Source organism: Pseudomonas sp. P9_2, from assembly GCF_034008255.1.
Lineage (GTDB): Bacteria > Pseudomonadota > Gammaproteobacteria > Pseudomonadales > Pseudomonadaceae > Aquipseudomonas > Aquipseudomonas synxantha_A.
Genome location: NZ_CP125376.1, coordinates 3,453,909 through 3,480,806, shown reverse-complemented (window position 1 = coordinate 3,480,806; position 26,898 = coordinate 3,453,909). Strand labels below are relative to the sequence as shown.

Annotated in this window: 24 protein-coding genes; all 24 read right to left on the bottom strand. The window is 60.2% G+C overall.

Features of this window, described 5'->3' with window-relative positions:
* Window positions 1-10: 10 nt before the first annotated feature.
* The 24 genes from QMK52_RS15610 to QMK52_RS15495 all read right to left on the bottom strand — a co-directional run bounded on the left by QMK52_RS15610 (window position 11) and on the right by QMK52_RS15495 (window position 26,699).
* Window positions 11-1,729, bottom strand: coding sequence for a fused response regulator/phosphatase (locus QMK52_RS15610; RefSeq protein WP_320403050.1), 1,719 nt, complete (start codon window positions 1,727-1,729; stop codon window positions 11-13).
* Complete coding sequence (locus QMK52_RS15605) at window positions 1,726-2,031, bottom strand: STAS domain-containing protein (RefSeq protein WP_005790075.1); 306 nt, start codon at window positions 2,029-2,031, stop codon at window positions 1,726-1,728. The genes QMK52_RS15610 and QMK52_RS15605 overlap by 4 nt, the downstream gene beginning before the upstream one ends.
* Window positions 2,032-2,117: 86 nt before the next feature.
* On the bottom strand, window positions 2,118-2,567 hold the full coding sequence (gene fliJ / locus QMK52_RS15600) for a flagellar export protein FliJ (RefSeq protein ID WP_005790077.1): 450 nt from the start codon (window positions 2,565-2,567) through the stop codon (window positions 2,118-2,120).
* Window positions 2,568-2,570: 3 nt separating this feature from the next.
* Window positions 2,571-3,929, bottom strand: coding sequence for a flagellar protein export ATPase FliI (fliI, locus tag QMK52_RS15595; RefSeq protein ID WP_122732104.1), 1,359 nt, complete (start codon window positions 3,927-3,929; stop codon window positions 2,571-2,573).
* Complete coding sequence (gene fliH, locus QMK52_RS15590; protein WP_194438868.1) at window positions 3,919-4,683, bottom strand: flagellar assembly protein FliH; 765 nt, start codon at window positions 4,681-4,683, stop codon at window positions 3,919-3,921. The genes fliI and fliH overlap by 11 nt, the downstream gene beginning before the upstream one ends.
* Before the next feature lie 10 nt (window positions 4,684-4,693).
* Complete coding sequence (gene fliG, locus QMK52_RS15585) at window positions 4,694-5,710, bottom strand: flagellar motor switch protein FliG (protein ID WP_003192957.1); 1,017 nt, start codon at window positions 5,708-5,710, stop codon at window positions 4,694-4,696.
* Window positions 5,703-7,478, bottom strand: coding sequence for a flagellar basal-body MS-ring/collar protein FliF (gene fliF, locus QMK52_RS15580; protein ID WP_005790081.1), 1,776 nt, complete (start codon window positions 7,476-7,478; stop codon window positions 5,703-5,705). Before fliF ends, fliG begins: the two co-directional genes overlap by 8 nt.
* 16 nt (window positions 7,479-7,494) lie before the next feature.
* Complete coding sequence (gene fliE, locus QMK52_RS15575; RefSeq protein ID WP_005790083.1) at window positions 7,495-7,824, bottom strand: flagellar hook-basal body complex protein FliE; 330 nt, start codon at window positions 7,822-7,824, stop codon at window positions 7,495-7,497.
* Between the two features lie 131 nt (window positions 7,825-7,955).
* On the bottom strand, window positions 7,956-9,332 hold the full coding sequence (locus QMK52_RS15570) for a sigma-54-dependent transcriptional regulator (protein ID WP_005790084.1): 1,377 nt from the start codon (window positions 9,330-9,332) through the stop codon (window positions 7,956-7,958).
* A gap of 7 nt (window positions 9,333-9,339) precedes the next feature.
* On the bottom strand, window positions 9,340-10,551 hold the full coding sequence (locus QMK52_RS15565) for a sensor histidine kinase (protein ID WP_005790086.1): 1,212 nt from the start codon (window positions 10,549-10,551) through the stop codon (window positions 9,340-9,342).
* Window positions 10,552-10,661: 110 nt separating this feature from the next.
* A complete protein-coding gene (locus QMK52_RS15560; protein ID WP_005790087.1) occupies window positions 10,662-12,134 on the bottom strand; it encodes a sigma-54 dependent transcriptional regulator in 1,473 nt (490 codons plus the stop codon).
* Window positions 12,135-12,303: 169 nt separating this feature from the next.
* Window positions 12,304-12,600: a flagellar protein FliT gene (locus tag QMK52_RS15555; RefSeq protein WP_194438870.1), complete on the bottom strand. Its 297-nt coding sequence runs from the start codon at window positions 12,598-12,600 to the stop codon at window positions 12,304-12,306.
* A 25-nt stretch (window positions 12,601-12,625) separates the two neighbouring features.
* Window positions 12,626-13,015 carry a flagellar export chaperone FliS gene (fliS, locus tag QMK52_RS15550; protein ID WP_102666521.1) on the bottom strand — a complete coding sequence of 130 codons (390 nt, stop codon included), beginning with the start codon at window positions 13,013-13,015 and terminating at the stop codon, window positions 12,626-12,628.
* Between the two features lie 121 nt (window positions 13,016-13,136).
* A complete protein-coding gene (gene fliD / locus QMK52_RS15545) occupies window positions 13,137-14,507 on the bottom strand; it encodes a flagellar filament capping protein FliD (protein ID WP_102666520.1) in 1,371 nt (456 codons plus the stop codon).
* An 83-nt stretch (window positions 14,508-14,590) separates the two neighbouring features.
* Complete coding sequence (locus QMK52_RS15540; protein WP_282399263.1) at window positions 14,591-14,935, bottom strand: flagellar protein FlaG; 345 nt, start codon at window positions 14,933-14,935, stop codon at window positions 14,591-14,593.
* A 72-nt stretch (window positions 14,936-15,007) separates the two neighbouring features.
* A complete protein-coding gene (locus QMK52_RS15535; RefSeq protein WP_102666518.1) occupies window positions 15,008-16,690 on the bottom strand; it encodes a flagellin in 1,683 nt (560 codons plus the stop codon).
* Window positions 16,691-17,088: 398 nt separating this feature from the next.
* Complete coding sequence (locus QMK52_RS15530; RefSeq protein WP_320403049.1) at window positions 17,089-18,018, bottom strand: ketoacyl-ACP synthase III; 930 nt, start codon at window positions 18,016-18,018, stop codon at window positions 17,089-17,091.
* A gap of 276 nt (window positions 18,019-18,294) precedes the next feature.
* Window positions 18,295-19,905: a flagellar hook-associated protein 3 gene (locus QMK52_RS15525; RefSeq protein WP_320403048.1), complete on the bottom strand. Its 1,611-nt coding sequence runs from the start codon at window positions 19,903-19,905 to the stop codon at window positions 18,295-18,297.
* A gap of 14 nt (window positions 19,906-19,919) precedes the next feature.
* On the bottom strand, window positions 19,920-21,965 hold the full coding sequence (gene flgK / locus QMK52_RS15520; protein ID WP_005790099.1) for a flagellar hook-associated protein FlgK: 2,046 nt from the start codon (window positions 21,963-21,965) through the stop codon (window positions 19,920-19,922).
* A gap of 10 nt (window positions 21,966-21,975) precedes the next feature.
* A complete protein-coding gene (gene flgJ, locus QMK52_RS15515; protein WP_320403047.1) occupies window positions 21,976-23,241 on the bottom strand; it encodes a flagellar assembly peptidoglycan hydrolase FlgJ in 1,266 nt (421 codons plus the stop codon).
* Window positions 23,242-23,245: 4 nt separating this feature from the next.
* Window positions 23,246-24,355, bottom strand: coding sequence for a flagellar basal body P-ring protein FlgI (locus QMK52_RS15510; RefSeq protein WP_413817847.1), 1,110 nt, complete (start codon window positions 24,353-24,355; stop codon window positions 23,246-23,248).
* A gap of 6 nt (window positions 24,356-24,361) precedes the next feature.
* Window positions 24,362-25,057 carry a flagellar basal body L-ring protein FlgH gene (gene flgH / locus QMK52_RS15505; RefSeq protein WP_005790104.1) on the bottom strand — a complete coding sequence of 232 codons (696 nt, stop codon included), beginning with the start codon at window positions 25,055-25,057 and terminating at the stop codon, window positions 24,362-24,364.
* Window positions 25,058-25,110: 53 nt separating this feature from the next.
* The gene (flgG, locus tag QMK52_RS15500) at window positions 25,111-25,896 is read right to left on the bottom strand and encodes a flagellar basal-body rod protein FlgG (RefSeq protein WP_005790105.1); all 786 of its coding nucleotides are present in this window, start codon (window positions 25,894-25,896) and stop codon (window positions 25,111-25,113) included.
* Window positions 25,897-25,958: 62 nt separating this feature from the next.
* Window positions 25,959-26,699, bottom strand: a complete 741-nt coding sequence (locus QMK52_RS15495; protein WP_032880052.1) for a flagellar basal body rod protein FlgF — start codon at window positions 26,697-26,699, stop codon at window positions 25,959-25,961.
* Between the last annotated feature and the right edge of the window lie 199 nt (window positions 26,700-26,898).

Below are 26,898 nucleotides of genomic sequence, written 5' to 3'. Positions count from 1 at the left end.
AATCAGCGGATTATGCCAGAGCTTCCCAGCAAAACTCCACGCAGACACGGCGCCCGCCCTCGGACCAGCGTACAGCGCTGCTCAGTTGACGCACCAGGTTCAGCCCTCGGCCAGACAGACGGTCAACTTCCAAGGGCCGCGCCAGCTCCTGTTCGACATCAAAACCCGGCCCGCTGTCTTCAATGCACAGGGTCATCTTGCCGCCCTTGTCGGTCGGTACCACCTGCACATGCACGCGCACGTAGCCACTGCTCAGCTGCGCCAGACGCTCATTGCGCTGATGATAATACTGCGCAAACCCTTGCGCATCGCGCTTGAGCCGTGAGTCCAGGCCCAGCACACCATGTTCCAGGGCATTGGAATACAACTCCACCATCACGCTGTAGAGCGCGCCGCTCTGCTCGCGCAACCCATGGATCTCCAGCAGCAGTTGCAGCAGGTACGGCAGCGGGTTGTAGCGCTGCAGCGTCTGGGCGCGAAACTCGAAACCCACCGACCAATCCAGCGGGCACGACTGGCCGCTGTCGGCATACATCGGCTCGGCCACTCGCAGCGCCTGGCCGGACAGCAGGGTGATCTCGACCATGCTGACGTCATCGCGCGCCAGCCCCCGAAATGCAGCCAGGGCGTGCTCGATATCCTCAAACAGGCGGTCAGGCTCGCGGTTGGCAGCGAACACCTGTTGCAACCGCTCGGCGCCGAACAGTTGATCATTGGCGTCAGCCGTATCCAGCACGCCATCGGAGAGCAGGAACACCCGATCGCCCAAGGCCATGGGCCAGACCTCGGTGCTGTCATCGAAGCTTTCCGCCGATAGCACGCCCAGGGGCAGATGCCGCGACATCAGCGGCGTGCGCTTGCCAGTGGCGACTTCATGCACATAGCCTTCGGGCATACCGCCGTTCCACACCTCGACCGCACGCCGCTGGGCGCTCAGGCACAACAAGGTGGCGCAACAGAACATGTCCACCGGCAGGATGCGCTTGAGCTTGGCGTTCATCTCCCGCAAGGTCTGCGTAAGGCCGTAGCCCTTGGCGGTCATGCCGTAGAACACTTCGGCCAACGGCATGGCGCCAATGGCGGCCGGCAAGCCATGGCCGGTGAAATCGCCGAGCAGCACGTGCATGTCACCGGACGGCGTGTAGGCCGCCAGCAGCAAATCACCGTTGAACAAGGCATAGGGCGATTGCAGGTAGCGGATATTGGGTGCGGCATTGATACAGCCGGAGTGGGCAACCTTGTCGAACACCGCCTTGGCTGCCCGCTGCTCATGCATCAGGTGCTCGTGGTGCCTGGCGATCAGGTCGCGTTGTTGCAAGACCGTGGCCTGCAGGCGGCGCAGGCGATCCATGGCGTTGATCTTCGCTGCCAATATCAGGGGGTTGTAAGGTTTGGGCAAGAAGTCGTCGCCGCCGGCATCCAGGCATTGGGCCAGCGCTTCGCTTTCGCGCAGGGAGGTGAGGAAGATGATCGGCACCAGCGCCTCCCCCGCCAACTGCTTGATCTGCCGGGCGGCTTCAAAGCCGTCCATCACCGGCATCAGCGCATCCATCAGCACCAGTTGCGGGCGCTCATGACGGAAGATCTCCACCGCCTCGGCACCGTTGCTGGCAGTCAGCACCTGATGGCCCTGGCGACGGATGATGGTCGACAGCAACAGCCGATCGGCGGCGCTGTCTTCGGCGATCAGGATAGTCAGCGCCTCAAGGACCGGGGCCAAGGCGCTCAACTGATATCGAACAGTTTGTCGAAGTTGGAAATGGCGAGGATCTTGCGCACGTCGGGGTTGCTGTTCGTCACACGGACCTCGGCGTCATCACCGCCAGCATGATCACGTAGCAACAGGAGCATACCCAGGGCTGAACTGTCCATGTAGGTGGCCTCCTTGAGATCGACAATATAGGTCTCGGGCACCTTGTAGAAACGCTCATAGGCGTCCCGAAACGCCTGGTGGCTGCCGAAATCGAACCGGCCCTTGATTGCGATCGTCAACTTCTTCCCATCCAGGGATACATCGGACTCGATTGACATGTGACTGCTTCCTTGTCATTGGCACTGTGCAACAAGGTTTAGCAGGCGAACCGGATCTGAGCAACACATCTATCCTGCGTCGTTAGTTAGAATTGTTCCTGGCGGGGCAGGCGTTGGGACAATTCATCAAGCAGCTTTTGCTCGCGCTTATCTTCAATCGCCCGCGCTTCGTCGATATAGCGCTGCACCAGCTTGCGCAAACCTTCCACGCGGGCAAACGCCTGCTGCCAGCTTTCCCGGGCTTTATCGAGGTTGTTCTGGTGCCAGGCCAGGCTCTGGCGCTGTTGGCCGACGGCTGTTTCAAGCTGATTGAGAAAGCCCTGATACCCCATCAACCACTGGCCCGACACGCCCTTGCTGCCGCGCTCGATCCACTGTTGTTGGTACTCCAGGCGAAAGCGCTCCAGGTCGCCCAGCTTGCTCTCTGCCAGGCGCACCTGGCCTTGAAAGTAACCCAGGCGTTGCACGGCGGTTTTCTCGGCCTTTTCGGCCATTTCCACCACCGGGGCCAGGCGCGCGGCGCGGCTGTTGGCCATGGCTTAACCGCCTGGCGCGGGGGCGAAGATGGACTGCAGATGCGCTTCGCTTTCGCCCATGCTGATCTTGTCGTTGAGGCCCTGGCGCAGGTAGTTCACCAGCTGTGGTTGCAAGGCAATGGCCAGGTCGGTGTCGCGATCGCCGCCGGCCACATAGGCGCCGACGCTGATCAGGTCGCGGCTCTGCTGGTAACGCGACCACAGTTGCTTGAACTGCTGCGCACGGGCCATATGCTCAGGGGTGACCACCGCCGGCATCACCCGGCTGATGGACGCTTCGATGTCGATGGCCGGGTAGTGCCCTTCTTCTGCCAGGCGTCGCGACAGCACAATGTGGCCGTCGAGCACGCCCCGCGCCGAGTCGGCAATCGGATCTTGCTGGTCGTCGCCTTCGGACAACACGGTATAAAACGCAGTGATCGAGCCACCGCCGGCCTCGGCATTACCGGCGCGCTCCACCAGCTTGGGCAGTTTGGCGAAGACCGACGGCGGATAGCCTTTGGTGGCCGGCGGCTCACCAATGGCCAAGGCGATTTCCCGCTGGGCCTGGGCGAAACGCGTGAGCGAATCCATCAGCAGCAGCACATTCTTGCCCTTGTCTCGGAAATACTCGGCGATGCGTGTGCAGTACATGGCTGCGCGCAGGCGCATCAGTGGCGCATCATCCGCAGGCGAGGCCACCACCACCGAGCGCTTGAGCCCTTCTTCACCGAGGCTGTGCTCGATGAATTCCTTGACCTCACGGCCCCGCTCACCGATCAGCCCGACCACGATGATGTCGGCCTCGGTAAAGCGCGTCATCATGCCCAGCAACACCGACTTACCCACGCCGGTACCGGCGAACAGGCCCAGGCGCTGGCCGCGTCCGACCGTCAATAAACCGTTGATGCTGCGAATGCCCACGTCCAGCGGCACGCTGATGGGGTTGCGGTTGAGCGGGTTGATGGTGGGGCCGTCCATCGGCACCCAGTCTTCGGCCTTCATGCCGCCCTTGCCATCCAGCGCACGCCCGGCGCCGTCGAGTACGCGGCCGAGCATACTCATGCCCATGGGCAGGCGGCCAGTGTCGGCCAGCGGTACCACGCGAGCACCCGGGGCGATACCGGCCAGGCTGCCCACCGGCATCAGGAAAATCTTGCTGCCGGAAAAACCCATCACTTCGGCTTCGACCTGCACCGGGTGGTAGCTGTCGTCATTGATCACCAGGCAGCGGCTGCCCATGGCAGCGCGCAAGCCCTCGGCTTCAAGGGTCAGGCCGACCATGCGCAACAAGCGCCCTTCAAGGATAGGCTGGCCGGGCAACTCGGTCACCTCGGCGTAGCTGCTCAGGCGCTTGGCGAAGCTGGTGCGATCAAGGCGCATCGGGGGCGTCCAGGTCAACGCTCACATCAGGCGCTGCCGGATGCAGAGCTTGCTCATGCAGTTGATCCAACAATTTGGCCATGATCTGGCTGATGCGGGTTTCCACCGTGGCATCGATGCGGCTGTGTTCGGTTTCGACACGGCAACCACCGGGCAACAACGCCGCATCCTCGACGATGCGCCAGGTTTCTTCATGGCGCTCGCGCAGGGCTTTGACCTGCTCGAAATCCTGCGGGTTGATGTACAACCGCACATTGCCGACACCCAGGGGCAGCAGCTTGAGGGCTTCGCGCATCACGCTTTCGATCTGGCTGGAGTCCAGCACCAGCTCACGTTGGATCACCTGGCGGGCAATGTGCTGCACCAGGCCGACCATGGACTTTTCCAACTGCGTGTCCTGTTCGGCAATCGGGTCGAACAGGTTGCCCATCAGGCGTTCCAGGCTGGCCAGCTGGGTGCCCAGCGCTGCCTCGGCTTCCTGGCGGACCTTGAGAGTGGTGCTGCGAAAACCGTCTTTCTCACCCGCCGCAAAGCCTTCGTTGTAGGCTTCCTGGCGAATGGCTTCAAGCTCTTCGAGGGTCAGTGGCTGGACTTCATCCAGCGGCACTTCTTCCATTTCCACCGGAAGCTCTTCGACCGGCTCAGGCTCGGGCTCCGGCACATGGGGGTCGAAGCTGGGCAACGACCAGATGTCGAACCCGCCGACATCCCGCGCGCGAATCAGATCGCTGGGCGTCTCATCTTTGTTCGACATGCAAGGCGCCTTAGATCATTTCTTCGCCGCCCTTCCCGCCGAGAACGATTTCTCCGGCTTCGGCCATACGGCGGGCAATGGTGAGGATTTCCTTCTGCGCGGTTTCCACATCGCTGACGCGCACCGGGCCCTTGGCTTCCAGGTCGTCGCGCAACAGCTCGGATGCACGCTTGGACATGTTCTTGAAGATTTTCTCTTTGACGTTTTCGTCCGAGCCCTTGAGGGCCAGCACCAACACGTCGGAGGAGACTTCGCGCAACAGCGCCTGGATGCCACGGTCGTCGACATCGGCAAGGTTGTTGAAGACGAACATCAGGTCTTCGATCTGGCCGGACAGGGTGTCGTCGATCTCGCGGATCGAGTCCATCAACTGGCCTTCGACCGAGCTGTCGAGGAAGTTCATGATGTCGGCCGCGCGCTTGATGCCACCCAGGGTGGTGCGCGAGGCATTCGAGTTGCCGGAGAACTGCTTCTCCAGAATCGTGTTGAGTTCCTTGAGGGCCGCCGGTTGTACGGTGTTCAGCGATGACACGCGCAGGATGATGTCCAGGCGCACTTTGTGGTCGAAGTGGCCGAGCACTTCACCGGCCTGGTCCGGGTCCAGGTAGGCCACCACGATCGCCTGGATCTGCGGGTGCTCGTAGCGGATCACGTCGGCGACCGCACGGGGTTCCATCCACTTGAGGCTGTCCAGGCCACTGGTGTTGCCGCCCAGCAGGATGCGGTCGATCAGGCCGTTGGCCTTGTCTTCGCCCAGCGCCGAGGTGAGCATCTTGCGAATGTAGCTGTCGGAACCGACGCCCAGGCTGGTCTGGTCGCCGACGATCTCGACGAACTCGCTCATCACCTGCTCGACTTGCTCGCGGTGCACATTGCGCATCTGCGCCATCGCCACGCCGACACGCTGGACCTCTTTGGGGCCCATGTGGCGCAGCACTTGGGCAGCGTCGGTTTCACCCAGGGACAGCAGCAACACGGCGGCTTTGTCGACCCGGGAGAGCTTGGCCACAGCGGCTCGATCATTCATCAGCGTTAATCCACTCTTTCACGACCTGGGCCACACGGCCCGGGTCTTCTGCCACCAGACTCTTGATTGCGTTCAACTGAGCGTCATAGCCTTCGCTAGGGCTTGGCAACAGGATACTTTGCGGGCCGCCAAGGCTGACGCGGTCGTTGGCCAGTTCGCCATCCAGGCCGCCCATGCCACCCAACTCGACGTCGCCACCTGCGAGCGCAAGCTGTTTCTTGCCGCCGCCGGTGATGTTGTTGAGCACCGGGCGCAACACGCCAAATACCAGCACCAGGATGAACAACACCCCCAGCACTTGCTTGACGATGTCCCAGAACCACGGCTGGGTGTAGAACGCAGGGTCGCTGATCACTTCAGCGCGCTCGGCGGAGAACGGCATGTTGATCACGCTGACGCTGTCGCCACGGCTGGCGTCGAAACCGACGGCGTCCTGTACCAGGCGGGTGAAGCGCGCCAATTCGTCGGCGGTCCAGGGCGCGCGGGTCACGGCGCCATCGGCTGGGTTGACCTTGACCTGGTCATCGACCACCACCGACACCGACAGGCGATTGATCTTGCCCTGTTGCTGTTTGGTATGGCTGATAGAGCGATCGAGTTCGAAGTTCTTGGTGGACTGGTTACGCTTGTCCGCCGGGTACGGTGCAAGCATCGGCTGGCCGGTGGCCGGGTCCATGATCTGCTGGCCGTTGGCATCCAGCAATGGCTGGCCAGGCTGGATCGCGCCAGCGGTGGCAGCGGCGCCACCGGTGGTCTGCGGTGCCGAGGCGGCCGACGGTGGTTGGTTGCTCAAGGCCCCCGGCACACCTTGCGGGCCATTGGCGGCGGTGCGCTGCTCGCTGGTGGACTGCTCGCTGCGCAGCGCCGGCTGGTCAGGGTTGAACTGCTCGGAGGTCGATTCGACAGCGCTGAAGTCCACGTCGGCGGACACTTCAGCCTTGTAGCGGTCGTTACCCAGCACCGGTTGCAGAATGTTGTGCACGCGCTGGGTGAGCATGCTTTCCATGCGGCGGCTGTAGTCGAATTGCTTGCCGGCCTGGGTCAGCGCGGAGTTTTCGGCCATGTCGGAGAGCAGGTTGCCCTTCTGGTCAACCACCGTGATTTGCGACTTGCTCAATTCGGGAACGCTGGTGGCCACCAGGTTGACGATCGCCAGCACCTGGCCAGGCTCCAGGGAGCGGCCGGCAAACAGTTCGACCAGTACCGAAGCGCTGGGCTTGCGTTCGTCACGCACGAACACCGAGCTTTTCGGAATCGCCAGGTGCACACGGGCAGCCTTGACGTTATTCAGGCTGGAGATGGTGCGCGCCAGTTCGCCTTCCAGGCCACGGCGATAACGGGTGGCTTCCATGAACTGGCTGGTGCCCAGGCCCTGGTCCTTGTCGAGAATCTCGAAACCGATATTGCTGTCGGACGGCGCAACGCCAGCGGCGGCCAGTTTCATCCGTGCGCGGGCCACGTCATCAGACTTGACCAGCAAGGCGCCGGAGTTGGGCTCCACGGTGTAAGCGATGTCGGCAGCGGCGAGGGTTTCCATGATCTGCTTGGAATCCATGCCCGACAGGCTGCCGTACAGTGGGCGGTAATCGGGTTGTTGCGACCACAACACCACGGCAAAACCAATCGCCACGCTGGCCGCCAGGCCAACCATCAGGCCTACCTGACGCAGCATGGTCATTTGCGAGAGGTTTTCCAGGAACGACAGGCCAAACAACGGCGGCTTGCCGTCTGCCTTGGCGGGGAGGTTGTCGGAGAGTGCTTCTGCCATGACTTAAATCTCGTCCTTAAACCGGCATCTGCATGATGTCTTGATAAGCCTGAACCAGCTTGTTACGCACTTGAGTCAAGGCCTGGAAGGACACACTGGCCTTTTGCGAGGCGACCATCACATCGGTGAGGTCCACGCCGCTTTTACCGATCTCGAACGCAGTGGCCAACTGGCTGGACGCCTGCTGGGTATCACTGACTTTATTGATTGCCTGACCGAGCATGTCGGCAAAACTGCTTTGGCCCAATTCCGGCGCTGGCGCGACGGATTTCGGTTGAGCCATGGCATCCATTTGCATGGCGCGCATATCCAACATCAACCGATTGAACTCAATACCCTGGCTCATGACCTTCTCTCTCCGACGACCCGCAATTTTTTGACACTACGCAGCGGTTACTAGGGGTGGTAGCAACAAGGGTGCCAGCTCTGGAGCAACTCGTAAGAAAAGGCGACAAAGCTTGTAGAACTTGTTACCGGTCATGTGGCGAAAAGATAAGCTTCCACATCCATACCAGCATCGCGCATCTGCGCCAGCTTGTAGCGCAAGGTGCGCGGGCTGATGCCCAGGCGCTCGGCCGCTTCTTTGCGGCGGCCACGCTCAGCGCGCAGGGTGTCGATGATCATCTGGAATTCGCGACGACGCAGGTCATCACCCAGGGCGCCAGCTGATTCAACCTCGGCGACCACTGGAGCCGGGGCCAGGCTCGGCAACGGCGCAGCACCATTGCCCATGGCCAGGCAGAAATCCTGCGGCTGGATCAACCCGCCCTGCTGCAAAATCAGCGCACGCTGGATGGCATTGTCCAGCTCGCGCACGTTGCCCGGCCACGGATAGCTGACCAGGCACGCCTGAGCCTGCGGCGATAACCGCGCCTGGGCATGCTTCATTTTTTTGACGTGGTTGTTCAGCAGGCGCTCGGCCAACGGAATGATATCCGCCGGGCGCTCGCGCAACGGGCGCCAGGCCAGGGGGAACACCGAGAGCCGGTAGAACAGGTCTTCCCGGAAGCGCCCCGCCGCCACTTCGCCGGCCAGGTCGCGGTTGGTGGTGGCAACCACGCGGATATCCAGCTGGATCGGCTTGCGTGCCCCCACGCGCTCCACTTCACGCTCCTGCAACACACGCAGCAACTTGGCTTGCAGGCCCAGGGGCATTTCCGAGATTTCGTCGAGCAGGATGGTACCGCCGTCGGCCTGTTCGAACTTGCCGGCCTGGGCCGCGATGGCGCCGGTGAACGAGCCCTTTTCATGGCCGAACAACGTGGCTTCGAGCATGTTGTCGGGGATCGCCGCACAGTTGATCGCAATGAACGGTTGCTGGGCACGGCTGGACTGCTGGTGGATGTAGCGTGCCAACACTTCTTTACCGGTGCCGGATTCGCCGGAAATCAGCACAGTGGAATCACTGCGCGCCACCCGCGCTGCCAGTTCCAGCAATTGCGCGCTGGCCGGTTCAAAGGCTATCGGGCCGTCGCCCTCGCCCGCCGACATCACGCCCAGGGCATGTCGGGCGACCAGCTCGATCAGCGCCTTGGGCTCGAACGGTTTGACCAGGTAATCCGCCGCGCCCTGGCGCATGGCGTCCACCGCCCGCTCCACGGCGCCATGAGCAGTCATCAGCAGCACCGGCAGCTGCGGCTGGCGCGCACGCAGCAGGCCGAGCAACTGGTGGCCGTCCATGCCGGGCATGTTCACATCGCTGACCACCAGGCTGAAGGCTTCCTGCTCGACCGCCGCCAAGGCCTCCTCGGCAGAGCCGACCGCACGGTAGTCATGGCCCGCCAACAGCAGCGTGTCAGCCAATGCTTCACGCAGGGCGCGATCGTCTTCCACCAATAAAACCTTGATAGCCATAATCCTTTTACTCCGCGCTCGCCGCGCTGGAAAACAGCGGCAAGGTCATCAATGCACAGGTGCCGCGCCCCAAGCGGGAGCGCAACTGCAATTCTCCCTGATGGGCGCGTGCCACTGCCTTGACCACGGTCAGGCCCAGGCCAGTGCCGTTGGTCTTGGTGGTAAAAAACGGCTCGCCCAGGCGTTGCAGCACCTGGGGGTCGATGCCGCTGCCGCTGTCGCTGATACACAGGCGCAGGGTTTGTTCGCGGGCGTAGAGGTGCACTTTGAGGCGTGCATCCGGGCCGCTGGCCTGGGTGGCGTTTTCGATCAGGTTGAGCAAGGCGCCGACCAGGGTGTCGCGGTTGCACAGCAACTCGCCCTGGTGGCTGTCACATTGCCAACGCAGGTTGGCGCCCTGTACATGGGTCGCCGCCGCTGCTTGCAAGGCCTGCATCAACCCGGCAGGCGTGACACGGTCGGTCAGCGGCAATTCGCCGCGGGCAAACACCAGCATGTCGCGCACCTGGTGCTCCAATTCATGCAAGCGCTCCTTGAGGCGCCCGGCAAATCGTTGCTGAGTAGCTACAGGCAATTGCTCATCAGTCAAATGACTGGCGTAGATCAACGCCGCCGACAAGGGGGTGCGGATCTGATGCGCCAACGAGGCGACCATCCTGCCCAACGACGACAGCCGCTCATGACGGGCCAACTGGTCTTGCAGGTGACGGGTTTGCGTCAGGTCATTGAGCAGCACCAATTGGCCCGGCTCGGCGTCCAGGGAGCGAGTGGCGATAGACAGGCGACGCCCGTCCTTGAGGGAGACTTCGTGGCCGTCGTCTTCTCGCGGCGCAAAGCAGCGGGTGATGACATGGCGCCACAGCTCGCCTTCCAGCGGCAGGCCCAGCAGGTCGCAGGCCGCCGGGTTGGCTTCGCGCACACGGCCCTGGTCGTCGATGACGATCACGCCACCGGGCAACAGGTCCAGAAGATTTTGCAGACGGTTGGCCAGGCGTTCTTTTTCCGCCAGCTCCTGCATGCGCTGGGCACTGACCACCGCCAGCTCGCCTTTAAGCTCGGACACCCGCGCCTCAAGCAGACTGTAGGAGTCAGTCAGTTGGCTCGACATCTGGTTGAACTGCGAGAACGCTTGTTCCAGGCCCTGGCGGGTCGGCGGTTCTACAGGCGAAACCAGCCCCTGGATGGCAGGGGCCGAAGATAGTTGGGCGGCGTGGGGCATGATGCTCTCTCGCTTGGCTGACCGTCAGTTAAACGGAACGTTGCGAGGGCTGTAGCAATACCCGTGCCGAAAAAAATCTACCTATAAATCAGCTAGTTGAAAAACAGGCGTCAATCATCCGCCTGTTCATCACCTTCTTTGCGGCTCATACCGTACTTGCGCATCTTCTCCACCAGGGTGGTACGGCGGATGCGCAGACGCTCGGCGGCGCGGGCAACGATGCCATGCGCGTCGTCCAGAGCCTGCTGGATCAACCCTTGTTCCAGGTTGCCGAGGTAGTCCTTGAGGTCAAGACCTTCGGGCGGCAGCATGGCGGTGGCACCGAAGTCCGGGGCATGACCGTTAATGGCCACGCGCTCTTCCATGTCACTGCGCAGGCTGTCCATCTGCTCGTCTTCATCGTCGACGTAGCGAAATTTCTTCGGCAGCTCGACCACGCCGATCACCCCGTACGGATGCATGATCGCCATGCGTTCCACCAGGTTCGCCAGCTCGCGCACGTTGCCCGGCCAGCCGTGACGGCACAGCGACATGATCGCGGCAGAGTTGAAACGAATGGAGCCGCGCTTTTCGTGCTCCATGCGCGAGATCAGCTCGTTCATCAGCAACGGAATGTCTTCCACGCGCTCGCGCAGCGGGGCCATCTCGATGGGGAATACGTTGAGGCGGTAGTACAGGTCTTCGCGGAAGCTGCCAACCTCGATCATGCTTTCGAGGTTCTTGTGGGTGGCGGCAATGATGCGCACGTCCACGCTCTGGGTCTTGTTGCTGCCCACGCGCTCGAAGGTGCGCTCCTGCAACACACGCAGCAACTTGACCTGCATCGGCAGCGGCATGTCGCCGATTTCGTCAAGGAACAGCGTGCCGCCATTGGCCAGCTCGAAACGCCCGGCACGACTGGTGATCGCCCCGGTAAAGGCGCCCTTCTCGTGGCCGAACAGTTCGCTTTCCAGCAGCTCTGCCGGGATCGCCCCGCAGTTGACCGGCACAAAAGGCCCGTCGCGACGCTTGGAGTGATAGTGCAGGTTGCGTGCGACCACTTCCTTGCCGGTGCCCGACTCGCCGAGGATCAGCACACTGGCGTCGGTGTCGGCCACTTGCTGCATCATCTGGCGCACGTGCTGGATCGCACGGCTGGTGCCGACGAGGCTGCGAAACAGGTTGGGTTCACGGTGACGGCCGCGCTCGCGGGCCTGGTCGTACATCTCGCGATAGACCTGGGCGCGGTGCAGCGAATCGAGCAATTTGCTGTAGCTGGGCGGCATTTCCAGGGTGGAAAGCACGCGGCGGCGCTGGTCTTCCGGCAGGTCCACAGAAGAAATATCGCCCATCAGCAACACCGGAAGGAACTCATCCCAGGTTGACAGTGTCTTTAACAGGCCCAGAACTGCGCCAGGAGCGTTTACCGTCCCGATCAACACACAGATGACTTCACGGCTCGACGCCAACGAGCTGACCGCCTGCTGCCAATCGTGGCTGGCGCAGGGTAAATTTTCTTCACCGAGAAAATTTAAAATCACCGCTAAATCGCGGCGGCGGACGCTATCGTCATCGATCAGCAGAATTTTGGTTTCACGCCACATGCAATAGCAACTTCCCTAGTAAAACTTCCTGCCCCGGAATGAGGGCAATCAAGACGCCTGTAAGATTTGTTACCTACTAGACGTCTGAAATCTGAAAACAGCACTAGTTAAGTCAAAAATGCTGGCACAGTCAAATATATGACGCGCCGTGCGGATTAACTGCGCCCGTTCAACCGAAGAGATGGTAAACCTTTGACGCATTTTTCGCTTGGTTGATCTGCGACATCTCTTCGAAAATCGCCTGGCGCTCGCCGGTCGTCACCTCCAGCAACTGCTGGTACACCACCAACAAACTTTCCAGCTTCTCGCGCAACGCGCCCTCGTCTACCGGTGCCTGACTGAGCACCTCATCAATCACCGCGCGGCAACCCAGGTCCAACTCGCCCACGGCTTCCCAATTGCGCTCGGCCAGCGCGCCGAGAAGGGCTTCGCGGGTTTCGTCGATGCGTTGCAGTGCATGGCTCATGATGTGTCCCTCAAGGCGATCGGCCTTATTGTGGAGCGATGGCATCCCAGCCTTCTTTGACAGTTATCAGCAAGCGGGCAACTTCATCGATAATTTCCGGATCATTGCTGGCGTTTGCTTTCAGAAGGCGCACGTTCATGTAGTCGTACAACGCAGCCAGACGCTGAATGGTGGCAGGGTCCTCGGCCTTTGTTTCATCCAAGCCCTGACGCAATCCGGTGATAATGTCGATGGCCTTGGTGAGCAACAAACCTTTTTGCGGAATATCCCCACGCGCCATTGCACCCTTGGCTTGGGCCATGCGCTCAAGCCCACCTTCCATCAGCATCTGAATAAGACGATGAGGGCTGGCCTCGGATACTTGAGCGTGGGAATTGACCTTCTGGTATTGGCGAAGGGCTCTCATAGGGTTCATGTTGCTACCTCAAAACAGGCCACGGGCGAATAGGGTTGCTCTATCCAGTCTTTCGACTGCACCGGCGAAAACTTTAATCCAGAACCCAAGCCAGGGGGCGCAGAGCGCGCCCCACTTTCAATCAGTTCGACTTAGGATTATTCAAAGCATTGAGCGTGGTCATGATGCTGGAGCTGGTGTTGTTGAGCTGTGCAATCATGGTATCCATTGCCGTGTACTTAGCAGTGAGAGATGTCTGCAGAGCCTCCATCCGGCGATCCAACGCACTTTGCTCAGTGGTCAGTTCAGTCAATTTGTTGTTCAGGTCCGTGGCACGAGTGGCCAACGTACCAGTGGTACCGACGTAGGCTGAAGTCGCACTGTTCATGCGGCTGATCAAGCCTTTGTCACCGGTGAACATCTTGGCGATATCACCAGCTCCGGTGACCACAGCCTTGTCCCAGGTCTTGTCATCAAGGCTGAGCAGGCCAGTCTTCTGGTCGGTGGTGATCCCCATCTGGGCCAGGCTGCTGATGGTGCCCCCGCCCGAACCGTTGACCAACTCAGCACGTAAACTGTTTACCAGTTGGCGCATCGACGAGTCCCCAGTCAGGGCCGCCGCGGTAGTGGTAGAGGCATCACCAGTAGCCGTGACTTTGGTCTGAGCATTGATTGTGGTCATCAGCGCATTGTAGGCAGTGACAAATGATTGCACCGACGTTTTCAGAGTGTCCGTGCTGCTGCCAACGGTGATAGTCGTGGTAACCGGCTTGGTCGGGTCTTCAGTCAACAATTCCAGACTCACACCACTGATCGCCGAACTGATCTTGTTGGTGGTGGACTCCATCGCAACACCATCGATCGAGTAATTGGCGTTCTTCGGCACTTGGCCCGGATCATAACCGGTGGCCAGCTCCGAGTTACCACTGAGAGTAATCGCCGTGCCTTCACCGCTGTTGCTGGAACCGATAACCAGACGCGAGCCCTTTGAGTCACTCAGCACGTTGGCGCTGATGCCTTGCGCCGACAACTGGGTGTTGATGGAGTCCCGAACCTGCTGCAGAGTCGCACCACCGGGGATGGTTACATCGTAACTTTTACCCGATTGATTGATAGTAAGTATCTGATTGTCATCGGAGCTGTTCGCTTTGGCGGAGGTACCGCCTTCAAACACCTTGCTCGTCACTTTCGACGTCGTTGCCAAGTTGTTAACCACAAGGGTGTACTTGCCGCTGGATGCACCATCACCCAGGGTCACTTTAACGTTCTTCTCTTCTGAGCTGGTAGCCGCTAGACCGTTGAACGAGGAAATGTTGTTCAACTTGGTGATTGCCGTCCGGTAGGCTTCCAACGCAGTCTTCACCGTGCCAACAGCCGACAGTTTGACGGTCGCATCTTTCTGTTGATCGGTAATTTGGGTCTGCTTCGGCGCCCTTTCAGCACCTACCAGTGCCTTGACGATGGATTGCGTGTCGTAGCCCGAACCTGGGCCGGAAATCGTTGAACTTGCCATTTGCAATTCTCCTTGTCCTGCGGCTGCTGCTTTTTTGGCGCATTAACGCTCAGACAGTAATCAGAAACATGTTTCGTGCCAACTCACGCCTTGGTATCAAACAACAGGCTGCTAGCCTTGCTCAGATCCTGGGCCAGCTTCAGCGCAGTTTCCGAGGGAATCTGTCGGATCACTTCACCGCTATCGGTGGCGATCACTTTGACGACGACTCTATGGGTCGTGTCATCAATGGAGAAGTCCAGGTTGCGTTGGCTTGCCTGAACAAACTCACGAATATCGGTTACAGCTTGTTCCAATGCCGCACGCTTGGGTTCATCGGCAGGAGCTGATTCAGCCTGCGCCACAGGTTTGGCCACGCTAGCAGGCGTGCCAGTGGCCGGGGTTGCACCAGACGGGTAAGACGCGTTCAGCTTAATGCTCATGTCCATGTCATCACCTCATAACTGAAAAAACGAAAGGGTACGTAAACGCACCCTTCCGTTATTCAACCGTTACCGATGTTACTGAAGCAGCTTCAGTACAGCGGATGGCAGCTGGTTGGCCTGTGCCAGGATCGCAGTGGAAGCCTGTTGCAGGGTTTGTTGCTTGGTCAGCTCGGCAGCTTCGGCAGAGAAGTCAGCATCTTCTACGCGGCCTTTGGCAGCGCTGGAGTTCTGCGAAATGCTTTGCAGGTTAGCAGTGGTGCTGTCGAAGCGGTTTTGTACGGCACCCAGCTGCGAACGCTGGCTGTCGATCTGCTGCATCGCGCCGTCCAGGGCCTGGATAGCCTGTTGCGAGCTGGCCGCAGTCAGGATGCTCAGGTTGGAAACGGTGGTTTCCAGAGTAGTGGCTTTGCTTGAGCCAGCAGTCAGACCCAGTGCGGCCAGACCGGTACCTGCGCTACCGTCAGCGATAACGATGTCTTTCTTCGAGAACAGAGCCAGACTGCCGTCCGAGTTTTTGCTGGCAGTGGCACCGGTGCTTGCACTGTTAATCGAGGAAACGATCGCATCAGTGGTGTCACCTGCCTTGAACTTCACTTCAACGCCATTCAGGCTGATCGAAGTGTCAGCGGTCAGTTTGGCCTGGGAAGTACCAGCCGACAGACCCAGAGCAGACAGCGAACCAGCAGTCGTGTTGGACAGGGCTACATCAGCGCCGCCAGCGGACTTAACTTGGATACGGCCATCAGAACCGATAGTAGCGTCGCCACCAGCGCCTACAGCAGTTTTGATGCTGGTCAGCACAGTACTGATAGCTGCGTTTGCAGCCCAAGCCACGTCTTGGCCGTTGACCTTGATTGCACCAGCGGCGGCCAAAGTCGTAGCGCCAGTCGCAGGTGCTGCTGGAGTAGTCACGTTGCCAAGGCCAACCGGACCGCCGCCAGCAACAGTAATTGCAGAGTTGGAGCTGAGGGTCAGCTTGTTGCCAACATCATCCCACGAGGCTGTTACACCGGCATTAGCAGCGTTGATGGAAGTTACAACATCTGCACCCTTGTTACCCACCGCAAGCGCCACATCTTTACCGTTAATGGTCAAGGTAGAGGCTGCGGCAAGGCCGGTTGGATCAGCAGAGTTCAATGCTGCAGTCGCAGCACCAGTGGCTTTAGCACCCGAAAGAGAAGCACCGGTAGCGGTAGCGCTGATACCAGCCAAGGCCGCACCGTTAACGCTTGCCTCGCTGTAGCTACCTTTCAGAGCAGTAGCGCTGATGTCGGTCATACCGAACGAGATGGTTTCGTTAGCGTTGGCACCAATTTGGAAAGCAACGTTGTTGAACGAACCGTCCAGCAGGTTACGACCACCAAAGGTAGTGGTGTTGGCGATACGGGTCAGCTCACCCACTTTCGCGGTGAATTCTTGCTGCAGGGAAACACGGTCAGCGTCGCTTTTATCACCGTTGGCCGCTTGCAGAGCGAGTTCACGCAGACGCTGCAGGGTGTTGGTGGATTCTTGCATCGCGCCTTCAGCAGTCTGTGCGATCGAAGTACCGTTGGCGGCGTTGGCGATTGCAACGTTCAAGCCTTTAACCTGGTTGCCCAGACGGTTAGCGATCTGCATGCCGGCAGCGTCATCTTTGGCGCTGTTGATTTTCTTGCCGGTCGACAGACGGTTCATCGCAGTGCTCAGAGCGTCGGAAGCTTTGTTCAGGTTCTTCTGGACACCCAGGGAGGTGATGTTGGTGTTTACTGATAATGCCATGACGAAATCCTCGTGATTTGGATACTGCGGCTTCCGGCCCTGGCGACCGCCGGGTGTGGCCTAGAGAACCTACGTAATAGTTATCGTCGTGGTAGCCGGTTGCTTGAGGATTTTTTTGATTTTTTTTAGTAGCCCTGTGCCAGCCCTTGTATTTCAAGGCCTTATAGAGGCATGAAACGCCAGCAATCACGGGTTACTGGCGCCAAAACTTCGCCTTCAAGACATCCACCCTTGTAGGAGCGAGCTTGCTCGCGAAGAACGTTAACGATGACGCGGGCATTCAGGATGCACGCGGCGCTCTCAGGTTCTTCGCGAGCAAGCTCGCTCCTACAGAGGGCGCAAAAAAAAACGCCGATGATCGTGGGATCATCGGCGTTTTTTATGCAGCGGTTAAAGCATCACGGACGATAGAGAATCGCCGAGCCCCACGACAGGCCCACGCCAAAGCCGCTGATGGCCACGCGCTTCCAGGTGGCGTCCATCACGTGCTTCTCGAGCAGCAGCGGAATGCTCGACGACACGGTGTTGCCGGTCTCGACCATGTCCTTGATGAACTTGTCCACTGGCGCTTCTTCAAAGCGGCGCGCCACGGCGTCGACGATGGCCGCGCTGCCCTGGTGGATGCAGAACGCATCAATGTCATCGGCCTTGAGGTCCGATTCATTGAGCAGCTCGTGCAAGTGCGCCGGCACTTTGAGCAAGGCGAAGTTGAACACCTGGCGGCCGTTCATGAAGAACACCCCATCGCTGACTTTCAAGTGCGGTGCACCGGAACCGTCGGTGCCGAACTTGGATTTGCCCAGCAGCCATGGCGCCTCCTCGCCCATCCAGGTGGCGGTGGCGGCATCGCCGAACAGCATGGTGGTGTTGCGGTCTTCCGGGTCGACGATCTTGGAATACGGGTCTGCGGTGATCAGCAGACCGTTTTTCAGGCCGGCGGCTTCCATGAAGCCCTTCATCGCGTAGATGCCGTAGACGTAGCCGGAGCAGCCCAGGGAAATATCGAAGGCGGCAACGTGGGTAGGCAGGCCCAGTTTGTCCTGGACGATGGCAGCGGTGTGAGGCAGGCCCTCTTCATCGCCGTTCTGGGTGACGACGATCAGCGCGTCGATGGACTCGCGCTTCAATTGCGGGTTGTTGGCAAACAAGGCGTTGACTGCCTCGACACACAGATCGGAAGTCTCCTGTGCAGCTTCCTTGCGCGGCAGGAACGCCGAGCCGATCTTGCCGATGATGAATTCTTCATCCTTGGCGAACTTGGCACCCTGGGCGTAGTTATCGATCCCGTCCGCCGGCACGTAACTGGCGATGCTTTTTATGCCAATCATTGTGGCTTCCCAATACTAAATAGCTGGAGAACACCCCTCGGGCTACGCCGGAAGTGCTGACAATAAAGGGGATAACCCCATAAAAATCCCGGTGAAAGCCGCCCGATGAAGGCCCTGTGACGACTTATCCTTTTCACACGATACAGTGAAGATGCGCTTTATGACTCACAGGTCACTCAATTTTGCGTGGTTTATGCAAAACGTTTCAACAATTTAGCCCCAGAAACGATAACGGCCCGCCCTGTTTCCAGAGCGGGCCGCTTGACTGAACGCCGTTTACATCTTGTTGAACAGGCTCAACTGCGAGATTTTCACGAAGGCCAGTTGCGAAGCCTGCAACATGGTTTGCTGCAAGCTCAGGTTGATGGCGGCTTCGGCGAAGTCGACATTGCCCAGGGCATTCATGGTGGTGGTATTGGCCAGGTCCAGGCTGACGTTTTCCTTGGACTGAATATCCAGGCCATTGAGGCGCGCACCCAGGGAGCCGCGCGCCTGGTCGATCTGGCTGTAGGCATTGGTCAAGTTGCCAATGGACTTGGCCACCACATCCTTGAGCTCCTTCTGCGCCGCCGGGTTGCCGTCTGACGGCGTTTCCAGGATTTTGCGCAAATGGCTCAGGGTGTCGAGGACGTTCTCGTTCTTGTTGCTGGTGGCACTGATCGAAAACTGGTCGCCGGCTGCCGGCGCCGGTGCGGTGGTGACATCGAAGGTCACGCCCGCCGCCGTGATTGACGTTGCACCAGCTGCCAGGGTGCCACTGGCGATGGATTTGCTGTCTGCGGTATACGGCTGCGCATACAGATCATAGACACCGGCCGCGCCAAACTTGACGACGACACCCGAGTTGGGAAAGGTGCTGGCGTATGCCGCCGGATCGCTCACCGTGCCGCCGCTCAGTTGCGCAGTGGACGGATTGCTCGGGGTGCGTGAAACACTGAAGGTGTCCGGCTTGACCGACAAGCTGAACTGGCGATCCTTGACGATGGCGTCCGATGGCGCGCCGGGCAATATGTCTTTGCCCAGTGCGTCCTTGCCCAGGTTCAAGCCGATGTCAAACTTGACCCCGCGCAGATTGATACTCGAACCGCCTTCCTTGGTGGCATCGAAAGTGCCGTTGCCCGGAATCTCCGAGGTGATGTCCTTGCCGGCATTGTCCGTTACGACATATTGGGTGCTGCTGGTGAAGGTCAGCTTGTACGGCTGGCCGTCGGAAAAACTGCTGTTATAGCTGGTGTTGGCCGCGATCAACCCGGCAGACACGGTGACCTTGCCATCATCGACCGCTGGCGGCACGAGGATCGGTGCTGTTTGCGTACGGCCCGTATTCGCAGAGCTTTCAAGCATGCTCTTGGCGGTATTGCCCATGGCGACCGACAGGTTCTCCGCCACCTTCAGGCTCAGCGGCGTGTCATCGCCCTGGTAGCTGTAGGTGCCGTCATTGTTGCGGGTGTAGGGAGGCGTGTCGGTCTTGCTCCCGGAGAACAGGTAATTACCGCTGGCGTCCTTGGTATTGAGCAGGCCCAGGACCTGATCTTCAATGGCGCCGATCTCGGCGGCAGTCGATTTGCGGTCAGCGTCGCTGATACCAACGTTACCCGCCTTCAACGCCAGCTCACTGGCCCGCTGAATCGCGATATTGATGTTTTCCAGCACGCCGTCCTGAGTGGTCAGCGAGTTCTTCAACGTGTCGATATTGCCGTTGAATTGCGCCAGCATATCTTTCTGCTGTTGCAGCATCAGCAACCGCGCCGCCGCTACCGGATCATCCGCGGCGGTTTGCACACGGACACCGGTGCTGGCCTGGTCCTGGGCCTTGACCACGCTGGAATAGTTGCTCTGGTACTTGGCAGAGCTGGTCTCGAAATACTGCTGTGTAGAAATACGCATCGTCCCAGCCTCCCTTAAAGAGCATTCATCAGTGTGGTGAAGGTTTCCTGCGCAGCCTTGATGATCTGCGACGACGCGGTGTAGTACTGCTGGAACTTGATCATGTCGCCGGCTTCGTCATCCAGGTTGACCCCGGACACCGAGTTGCGCGCATCTTTATTGGCGCTCAGCAACGCACCGGTGGCGGCGCTGTCGACCCCGGCCTGGCTGGCCTTGGCGCCGACAGTGGAGACCAGCTTGCTGTTGGCCCCCACCAGGCTGGTGCCCCCGTTGCCCTCGCCCATGCCAACGGTGGCCTTGGTTTGCAGGTTCAGCAGTTCCTGGGCGTTTCGGCCATCGGATTTGCCGCCGCTGTTGAAGGCGAAGGTGGTGCTGTCGCCGTCTGCCGGGGAGCCATTGACAGTGGTGTCGAACTTGAAGCTCTTGCCGGGGATGGCTGCACCGCTGGCGTCGCGCATCGGTACGTCGACGGTGATCTTGTTGCCCTGCCCCGGGATGATTGAGCCAGTGCCAATCGGGTTGCCCTTGGAGTCGCTGATCGTATACGACTGCGTACCGTCGGCGGCGGGTTTGCCGAACACCATCTTCACCGGCATCGAGTTTTCAATACCGGCGCGCAACTGTGCGGTGTCGGTGCCGCCATGGATGTCCAGCGGCACCGTCAACGACGGCTGGGTAAATGTGCCTGTGCCGCTGTTGGTCTTGCTGCTGGTACCCGCCAGCGGGCCGGCAAACGCCAGCTTGTTGGCATCGGTGAGTGCTACACCCATACCGCTTGCGCCGGTGGCGGTCGGGCTGACTTTGAAGCTGTCGCCAAACGCCATGGCGCCCTTGCCGTCCAGCGCCAGGGTAAAGCCATCCATGGTCGGCGGCGGTGTGGAGCCCATGTCAAAGGTGCCCATGGCCTTGCCGTCCGAGCGCAACACGGTGACCTTGTTGGGGTCGGTCTTGTCGCTGAAGGTCACGGTGTAGTCAAACGTGGACAACTTACTGCTGTCCTTGATCGTCACGTTCAGGTTGCCGGCCCCGGCACTGTTGCCCGAGGCGCCCTGGCTGCGCGACGCAATGGCGGCGGCACTGTTGATGTCTTTGAACAGCGAAACGCCAAAGTCACCATTGAGGTCCAGGCCTTGGCCCAGCTGGTTATTGATGGTGTCTGCGGTTGCGATGGCGATACGGCCCAGGTCGTTGATAGCCGGCATCAAGGCATCACTGCGATAACGCAACAGGCCACCGATGCTGCCGCCACTGATGACGCCGCCCAGGTCCATGGTGGTGCCGTTCATGTCCAGCTGAATGGTGTACTGGCTGTTATCGGTTTTGCTCGGCACTGCGGAAATCGTATTGGAGATCCCGCCCTCCACCAGGGACTGGCCGCTGCCGGTGGTCACGCTGAACTGGCCGTTCTTCTCGGTGGCCGTTACGCCGATCAGCTCATTGAGCGAGCGTACCGCCTCGTTACGCGAGTCCAGCAGGTTGGCCGGCGCATTGCCCGACGCGCCTTGCACTTGGGAGATCTGCTTGTTGAGCGAGGCAATGGAGGCGGTCAATTGATTGACCTGCTCACTCATGCTGCTCAGTTGGTTGTTGATAGTCTCTTTCTGCTGGGTCAATTGCGTCGAGATCGCGTTGAAACGGCTGCTCAGGGTCTGGGCGTTGGTCACCAGCAGTTGGCGGGCCGACAGGTCGCTGGGGTTGGACGCTGCGGTTTGCAGGGTAGCGAAGAACGAGCTGAGCACCGATGACAGACCGGTGGTCTTGTCCGACAGCACTTTGTCGACGGCGCCGACCTGATCCAGATACGCCTTGGCATCGTTGTTCAGGGCCGTGCTGTTCTGGTAGGCAGTGTCCAGGTATTCGTTGTACACCCGGCGCACGTCGGCCAGGGTGGTACCAGTGCCGATGAACACACCGCCGAACGGGTTCGACGCGTTAGTATTCTGCGTGGTCTGCTGACGCGAGTACCCTGGGGTATTAACGTTGGCGATGTTATTACTCAAGACCGACAACGATCCTTGAGCGGCGTTGAGCCCTGACATCCCGATACTGAGCAAACTCATGGTTCAGACCTTATAAATGTGTGGTTGCGCCAGCGGCAGCGTAGTTCTGGTAACTGTTCATGGTTTTTGCGATCTGCGAAATCTTGCTGGCGTAATCCGGGTCGGTTGCATAACCGGCTTTTTGCAACTCGCGTACAAACTGTTCCGGGTTGTCGGCTGATTTCACAACTTCTTTATAGCGATCATGGCTTTGCAGCAGGGTCACGAGGTCGTGGAAGCTGTCCTGGTAGGAGCTGTAGGAACGGAACTGCGCCGTTTCCTTGACCATCGCACCATCGCGAAACTCGCTGGTGATCGCACGGGCCTGGCCGCCCTGCCAACTCTGGCCGGCCTTGATGCCGAACAGGTTGTGGCTGCTGCTGCCGTCTTCGGCACGCATGACCGATTTGCCCCAACCGGTTTCCAGCGCTGCCTGGGCCACCAGGTACTTGGGATCGATGCCAATCCGTGCGGCGGCGGCCTTGGCCATCGGCAGCATGGTGGCGACGAATTCATCCTGGGAGCTGAAGGCTTTCTTCGCCGGTGCCAGCGGTGGCTGGGCAATGGCGCGGCCATACACCTGCATGCGCCCGCTCGGTACGGCAAAGGTGCGCGCACTGCTGTTGATGACGTTGTCATCGGCGGCACTGTTACGCAGCGGCGCGGCGTTGGCCACGACCTGGGTACTGGGCACGATGCCGGCAAGCAAACGGTCAGTCAGCTTGCTGGGCAAGGCGATACGGCGCTGGTTCATCAGCTCCATGTCGTTGCTGTGAGACGCAACGGCCCCAGCCTGCGGCTCAGCCACGCGATAGGCCCACAATGGACGCTGCCCATTGGAGCGCCCCAACGGGCCCTCAGCCTGGGTACCGGCAGCAATCTCAGTCGGCACATCAACTTTCTTCACCGGCCCATCCGCCGCCGGGCCTTGCAAGGTGGCGGCCTGGGCCTCCACCGGTTTGTTCTTTTGCATCTGGCGCATCAGCACGTCGGCCAGGCCGATACCACCGCCCTCGCGGGACATCGAGACCGCCAGTTGCTGGTCGTACATTTCCTGATACTGCTTGGCCGCCGGGGTATTCAGCGGGTTGTCCTTGCCCAGAGCGTCGGTAGCCGAGCGCATGGACTTGAGCATCTCGTTCAAAAACAGCGACTCGAACTCCTGCGCCACCTTGCGCATGTTGCCTTCGCTGTTCTTGTCATCACCGACCTTCAGCTGGTTAAGCCGATTCAGGTCGGAGTAAGACCCCGAGTCCGCCGTGCTGCTGATGCCGCTCTTGCGCATATCCATGGCCATGGCCTCAGATCACGATCAGGTCGGCTTGCAAGGCGCCGGCCTGTTTCAAAGCTTCGAGGATGGCCATCAAGTCGCCGGGCGCTGCGCCCACCTGGTTCACCGCGCGGACAATCTCGTCCAGGGTGGTGCCGGGGCCGAACTTGAACATCGGCTTGGCTTCTTGCTGGGCATTGACCCGCGAGCGCGGGACCACGGCGGTCTGGCCGTTGGACAGCGGGCCCGGCTGGCTGACGATCGGGTCTTCGGTGATGGTCACCGTCAAGCTGCCGTGGGTCACCGCTGCCGGCGAGACCTTGACGTTCTGGCCGATCACGATAGTGCCGGTACGTGAGTTGATGATGACTTTTGCCACCGCCTGGCCAGGGTCGACCTCCAGGTTTTCCAGGATCGACAGGTAGTCCACACGCTGGCTGGGGTCCAGTGGTGCGGTGACGCGAATCGAACCGCCGTCGATGGCCTGGGCCACACCTGGGCCGAGCATGTCGTTGATCTTGTCGACCACGCGCTTGGCAGTGGTGAAGTCGGAGCGATTGAGGTTCAGGGTCAGGCTGTTGCCCTGGTTGAAACCGCTCGGCACGGTGCGTTCAACCGTCGCGCCACCGGGAATGCGCCCGGCCGACGGTACGTTGACAGTGATCTTCGAACCATCGCGGCCTTCAGCGTCAAACCCGCCGACCACCAGGTTGCCCTGGGCAATGGCGTAGACGTTGCCGTCGATACCTTTGAGCGGCGTCATCAGCAAGGTGCCGCCACGCAGGCTTTTGGAGTTGCCCATGGACGAAACGGTGATGTCCACCACCTGGCCCGGCTTGGCGAATGGCGGCAAATCGGCACTGATCGACACCGCGGCAACGTTCTTCAATTGCACGTTGCCCGAGCCTGGCGGCACCTTGATACCGAACTGGGACAGCATGTTGTTGAAGGTCTGCAGGGTGAACGGCGTCTGGGTGGTCTGGTCACCCGTGCCATTGAGCCCCACCACCAGGCCGTAGCCGATCAACTGGTTGGAGCGCACGCCGGAAATACTGGCGATGTCTTTGAGCCGCTCGGCCTGGGCCACAGCACTCAAGGCCAGCAAGAGCGCCGTCGCCATCAGCTGTTTGAAATTCAAAATGGCCACCTAGAAAGGGAACAGCGGGCTAAGGAAGAAACGATCGAACCAGCCCGGCTGGCTTGCATCAGCAAACGAACCCGTCCCCGAGTAGGTGATGCGCGCATCGGCAATGCGCGTCGACGGCACGGTATTGTCGGTGGAAATATCATCGGCACGGACCATGCCGGCGATGCGCACCAGCTCGTCGCCGGTGTTGAGGGTCATCCACTTTTCACCGCGTATGGCGATGATGCCGTTGGGCAATACGTCGGCCACGGTCACGGTGATCGAGCCGGTCAGGCTGTTGCCCTGCCCCGCCGCACTCTTGCCGTTGGTGGCACGGTCGCCGCTGTAGCCGGCGTCCAGGCTCAGGTCACCACCGCCCAGCGGGTTGTTGGTGTTCAGGCCACCGCCGAACAGCGACGTCAGGCCGATGCTGGTCTTGCTGTTCTTGCCGATCTGCGAGTTGGCGTTCTTGCTGGCCTGGGTCTTCTCGTTGAGGGTGATGGTGATGATGTCACCGACCCGGAAGGCCTTGCGGTCGCTGTAAAGGTTCTGTTCGAAACCAGCCTGGTAGATCGAGCCGTTATTGGCCGCCGCCGGCAGCGGCGTGCGTGGCAACACCGGCGCGTAGTACGGGTCATTGGGCTTTGGCGTTGGGGCGACACAGCCCGCGAGCACGGCGATCCCACTCAATGCCAAAACGGAAACATAGCGATTCATGACCCTTACCTCATGGTGTTGCAGGCGCCGTCAAGGGCGCCCCATAGACGTGATTACAGATTCTGCGTGACGAACGAGAGCATCTGGTCGGCGGTGGAAATCACCTTGGAGTTCATCTCGTAGGCGCGCTGGGTGGTGATCATGTTGACCATCTCCTCAACGGTGCTGACGTTGGAGGTTTCCAGGGTGCTTTGCAGCGTGGTGCCAAACCCGTTCAGGCCCGGGGTGCCGATTTGAGGCGCGCCGCTGGAGGCGGTTTCCAGGAACAGGTTATTGCCCATCGCTTGCAAGCCGGCCGGGTTTATGAAGTCGGCGGTTTGCAGGTTGCCGATCACTTGCGACGCCGGGTTGCCGGCCACAGTGATGGACACGGTGCCGTCGTTGCCCACGGTAAAGGTCTTGGCATCCGCCGGAACCACCACGGCCGGTTCCAGAGCGAAACCGTTGGCGGTGACGATCTGGCCGTTGGAGTCCAGGTGGAAAGTACCGTCGCGGGTGTAGGAGGTAGTCCCATCCGGTTGCAGGATCTGGAAGAAGCCACGGCCATTGATGGCCATGTCCAGCGGCTGGCCGGTTTGCTGCAGGTTACCGGCGCTGAAGTTTTTCTGGGTGCCGACGATCTGCACACCGGTACCCAATTGCAGGCCCGAGGGCAATTCGCTGTCCTGGGTCGATTGGGCACCTGGCTGCTTCTTGATCTGATAGAGCAGGTCCTGGAACTCGGCGCGGTCACGTTTGAAGCCCGTGGTCGACACGTTCGCCAGGTTGTTGGAAATGGTCGTCAGGTTGGTGTCCTGGGCGGACAGGCCTGTCTTGGCAACCCATAGAGCCGGAAGCATGCTGTTCTCCTTCGTGCGCCGGGTAGTGGGCGCTACGTTGCAAATTAGTTAATGGGCTTGAATCAGCTCATCTGCATGACGCGCGTCATGGCCTGGTCGTCTTCTTTAGCGCTGTTCATCATCTTGATGTGCAGCTCGAACTGCTTGGAAAGCGCCAGCACCGCGGTCATTTCTTCCACGGCGTTGACGTTGCTCGCCTGCAGGAAGCCCGAAGTCAGCTTGACGTTCGCATCGGCCTGGGCTGGCTGGCCATCCTTGGTGTGGATGGTGCCGTCCAGGCCCTTGGTCATGTTCTTGAGGTCGGGCTGGACCATCTTGATCCGGTCCACTTCCGCCATCACCCGCGGGCCTTCGCCCATGGCGCGGATGCTGATGGTGCCGTCGGCACCGACTTCGATTTTCTGCTGGGGCGGCACGGCAATCGGGCCACCGTTACCCATGATCGGCATCCCGTTGCCGGCACGCAGCACACCGAGCGCATCCACGTTCATGCTCGCGCTGCGCACGTAGGCTTCGCCGCCATCGGGGGTTTGCACGGCCATCCAGCCGTCGCCGCTGACGGCCACATCCAGGTCACGACCGGTCTCGATCATCGCGCCCGGGGAGAAGTCAGTGGCCGGCCGCTCGGTCATGGCAAATGCCCGCGCCGGAAAGCTGTCGCCGAACACCGGCATCGAACGCGCCTGCTCCAGGTCGCGCTGGAAACCATTGGTGGAAATGTTCGCCAGATTGTTGGCATGGGCCTTCTGCGCCAGTGCGTTCTGGCTGGCGCCGGTCATTGCCACATAAAGGTATTTGTCCACGCTCTTTCCTCTTTCTGACGGACGCTTGCCGCCCACCGCTGTACTGAGGAGGCTTAAGCAATTTGCGAACCAACTTTAAAAAAAACGAAGGAGCCCCCTGAATCCGGGGGTTGAGCGCTGGAGCGTCGGGCAGACCCACTGCCCAAGAGTCGAAAAAACGGCGGACTTATGCCGCTTGCGGCAAGACATGACGCCCGAA

Coding starts and splice junctions, on each gene's coding strand:
- QMK52_RS15605 (WP_005790075.1), bottom strand. CDS start 2,031: ATGTCAATCGAGTCCGATGTATCCCTGGATGGGAAGAAGTTGACGATC.
- fliJ (WP_005790077.1), bottom strand. CDS start 2,567: ATGGCCAACAGCCGCGCCGCGCGCCTGGCCCCGGTGGTGGAAATGGCC.
- fliI (WP_122732104.1), bottom strand. CDS start 3,929: ATGCGCCTTGATCGCACCAGCTTCGCCAAGCGCCTGAGCAGCTACGCC.
- fliH (WP_194438868.1), bottom strand. CDS start 4,683: ATGTCGAACAAAGATGAGACGCCCAGCGATCTGATTCGCGCGCGGGAT.
- fliG (WP_003192957.1), bottom strand. CDS start 5,710: ATGAATGATCGAGCCGCTGTGGCCAAGCTCTCCCGGGTCGACAAAGCC.
- fliF (WP_005790081.1), bottom strand. CDS start 7,478: ATGGCAGAAGCACTCTCCGACAACCTCCCCGCCAAGGCAGACGGCAAG.
- fliE (WP_005790083.1), bottom strand. CDS start 7,824: ATGAGCCAGGGTATTGAGTTCAATCGGTTGATGTTGGATATGCGCGCC.
- QMK52_RS15570 (WP_005790084.1), bottom strand. CDS start 9,332: ATGGCTATCAAGGTTTTATTGGTGGAAGACGATCGCGCCCTGCGTGAA.
- QMK52_RS15565 (WP_005790086.1), bottom strand. CDS start 10,551: ATGCCCCACGCCGCCCAACTATCTTCGGCCCCTGCCATCCAGGGGCTG.
- QMK52_RS15560 (WP_005790087.1), bottom strand. CDS start 12,134: ATGTGGCGTGAAACCAAAATTCTGCTGATCGATGACGATAGCGTCCGC.
- QMK52_RS15555 (WP_194438870.1), bottom strand. CDS start 12,600: ATGAGCCATGCACTGCAACGCATCGACGAAACCCGCGAAGCCCTTCTC.
- fliS (WP_102666521.1), bottom strand. CDS start 13,015: ATGAACCCTATGAGAGCCCTTCGCCAATACCAGAAGGTCAATTCCCAC.
- fliD (WP_102666520.1), bottom strand. CDS start 14,507: ATGGCAAGTTCAACGATTTCCGGCCCAGGTTCGGGCTACGACACGCAA.
- QMK52_RS15540 (WP_282399263.1), bottom strand. CDS start 14,935: ATGGACATGAGCATTAAGCTGAACGCGTCTTACCCGTCTGGTGCAACC.
- QMK52_RS15535 (WP_102666518.1), bottom strand. CDS start 16,690: ATGGCATTATCAGTAAACACCAACATCACCTCCCTGGGTGTCCAGAAG.
- QMK52_RS15530 (WP_320403049.1), bottom strand. CDS start 18,018: ATGATTGGCATAAAAAGCATCGCCAGTTACGTGCCGGCGGACGGGATC.
- QMK52_RS15525 (WP_320403048.1), bottom strand. CDS start 19,905: ATGCGTATTTCTACACAGCAGTATTTCGAGACCAGCTCTGCCAAGTAC.
- flgK (WP_005790099.1), bottom strand. CDS start 21,965: ATGAGTTTGCTCAGTATCGGGATGTCAGGGCTCAACGCCGCTCAAGGA.
- flgJ (WP_320403047.1), bottom strand. CDS start 23,241: ATGGCCATGGATATGCGCAAGAGCGGCATCAGCAGCACGGCGGACTCG.
- flgH (WP_005790104.1), bottom strand. CDS start 25,057: ATGAATCGCTATGTTTCCGTTTTGGCATTGAGTGGGATCGCCGTGCTC.
- flgG (WP_005790105.1), bottom strand. CDS start 25,896: ATGCTTCCGGCTCTATGGGTTGCCAAGACAGGCCTGTCCGCCCAGGAC.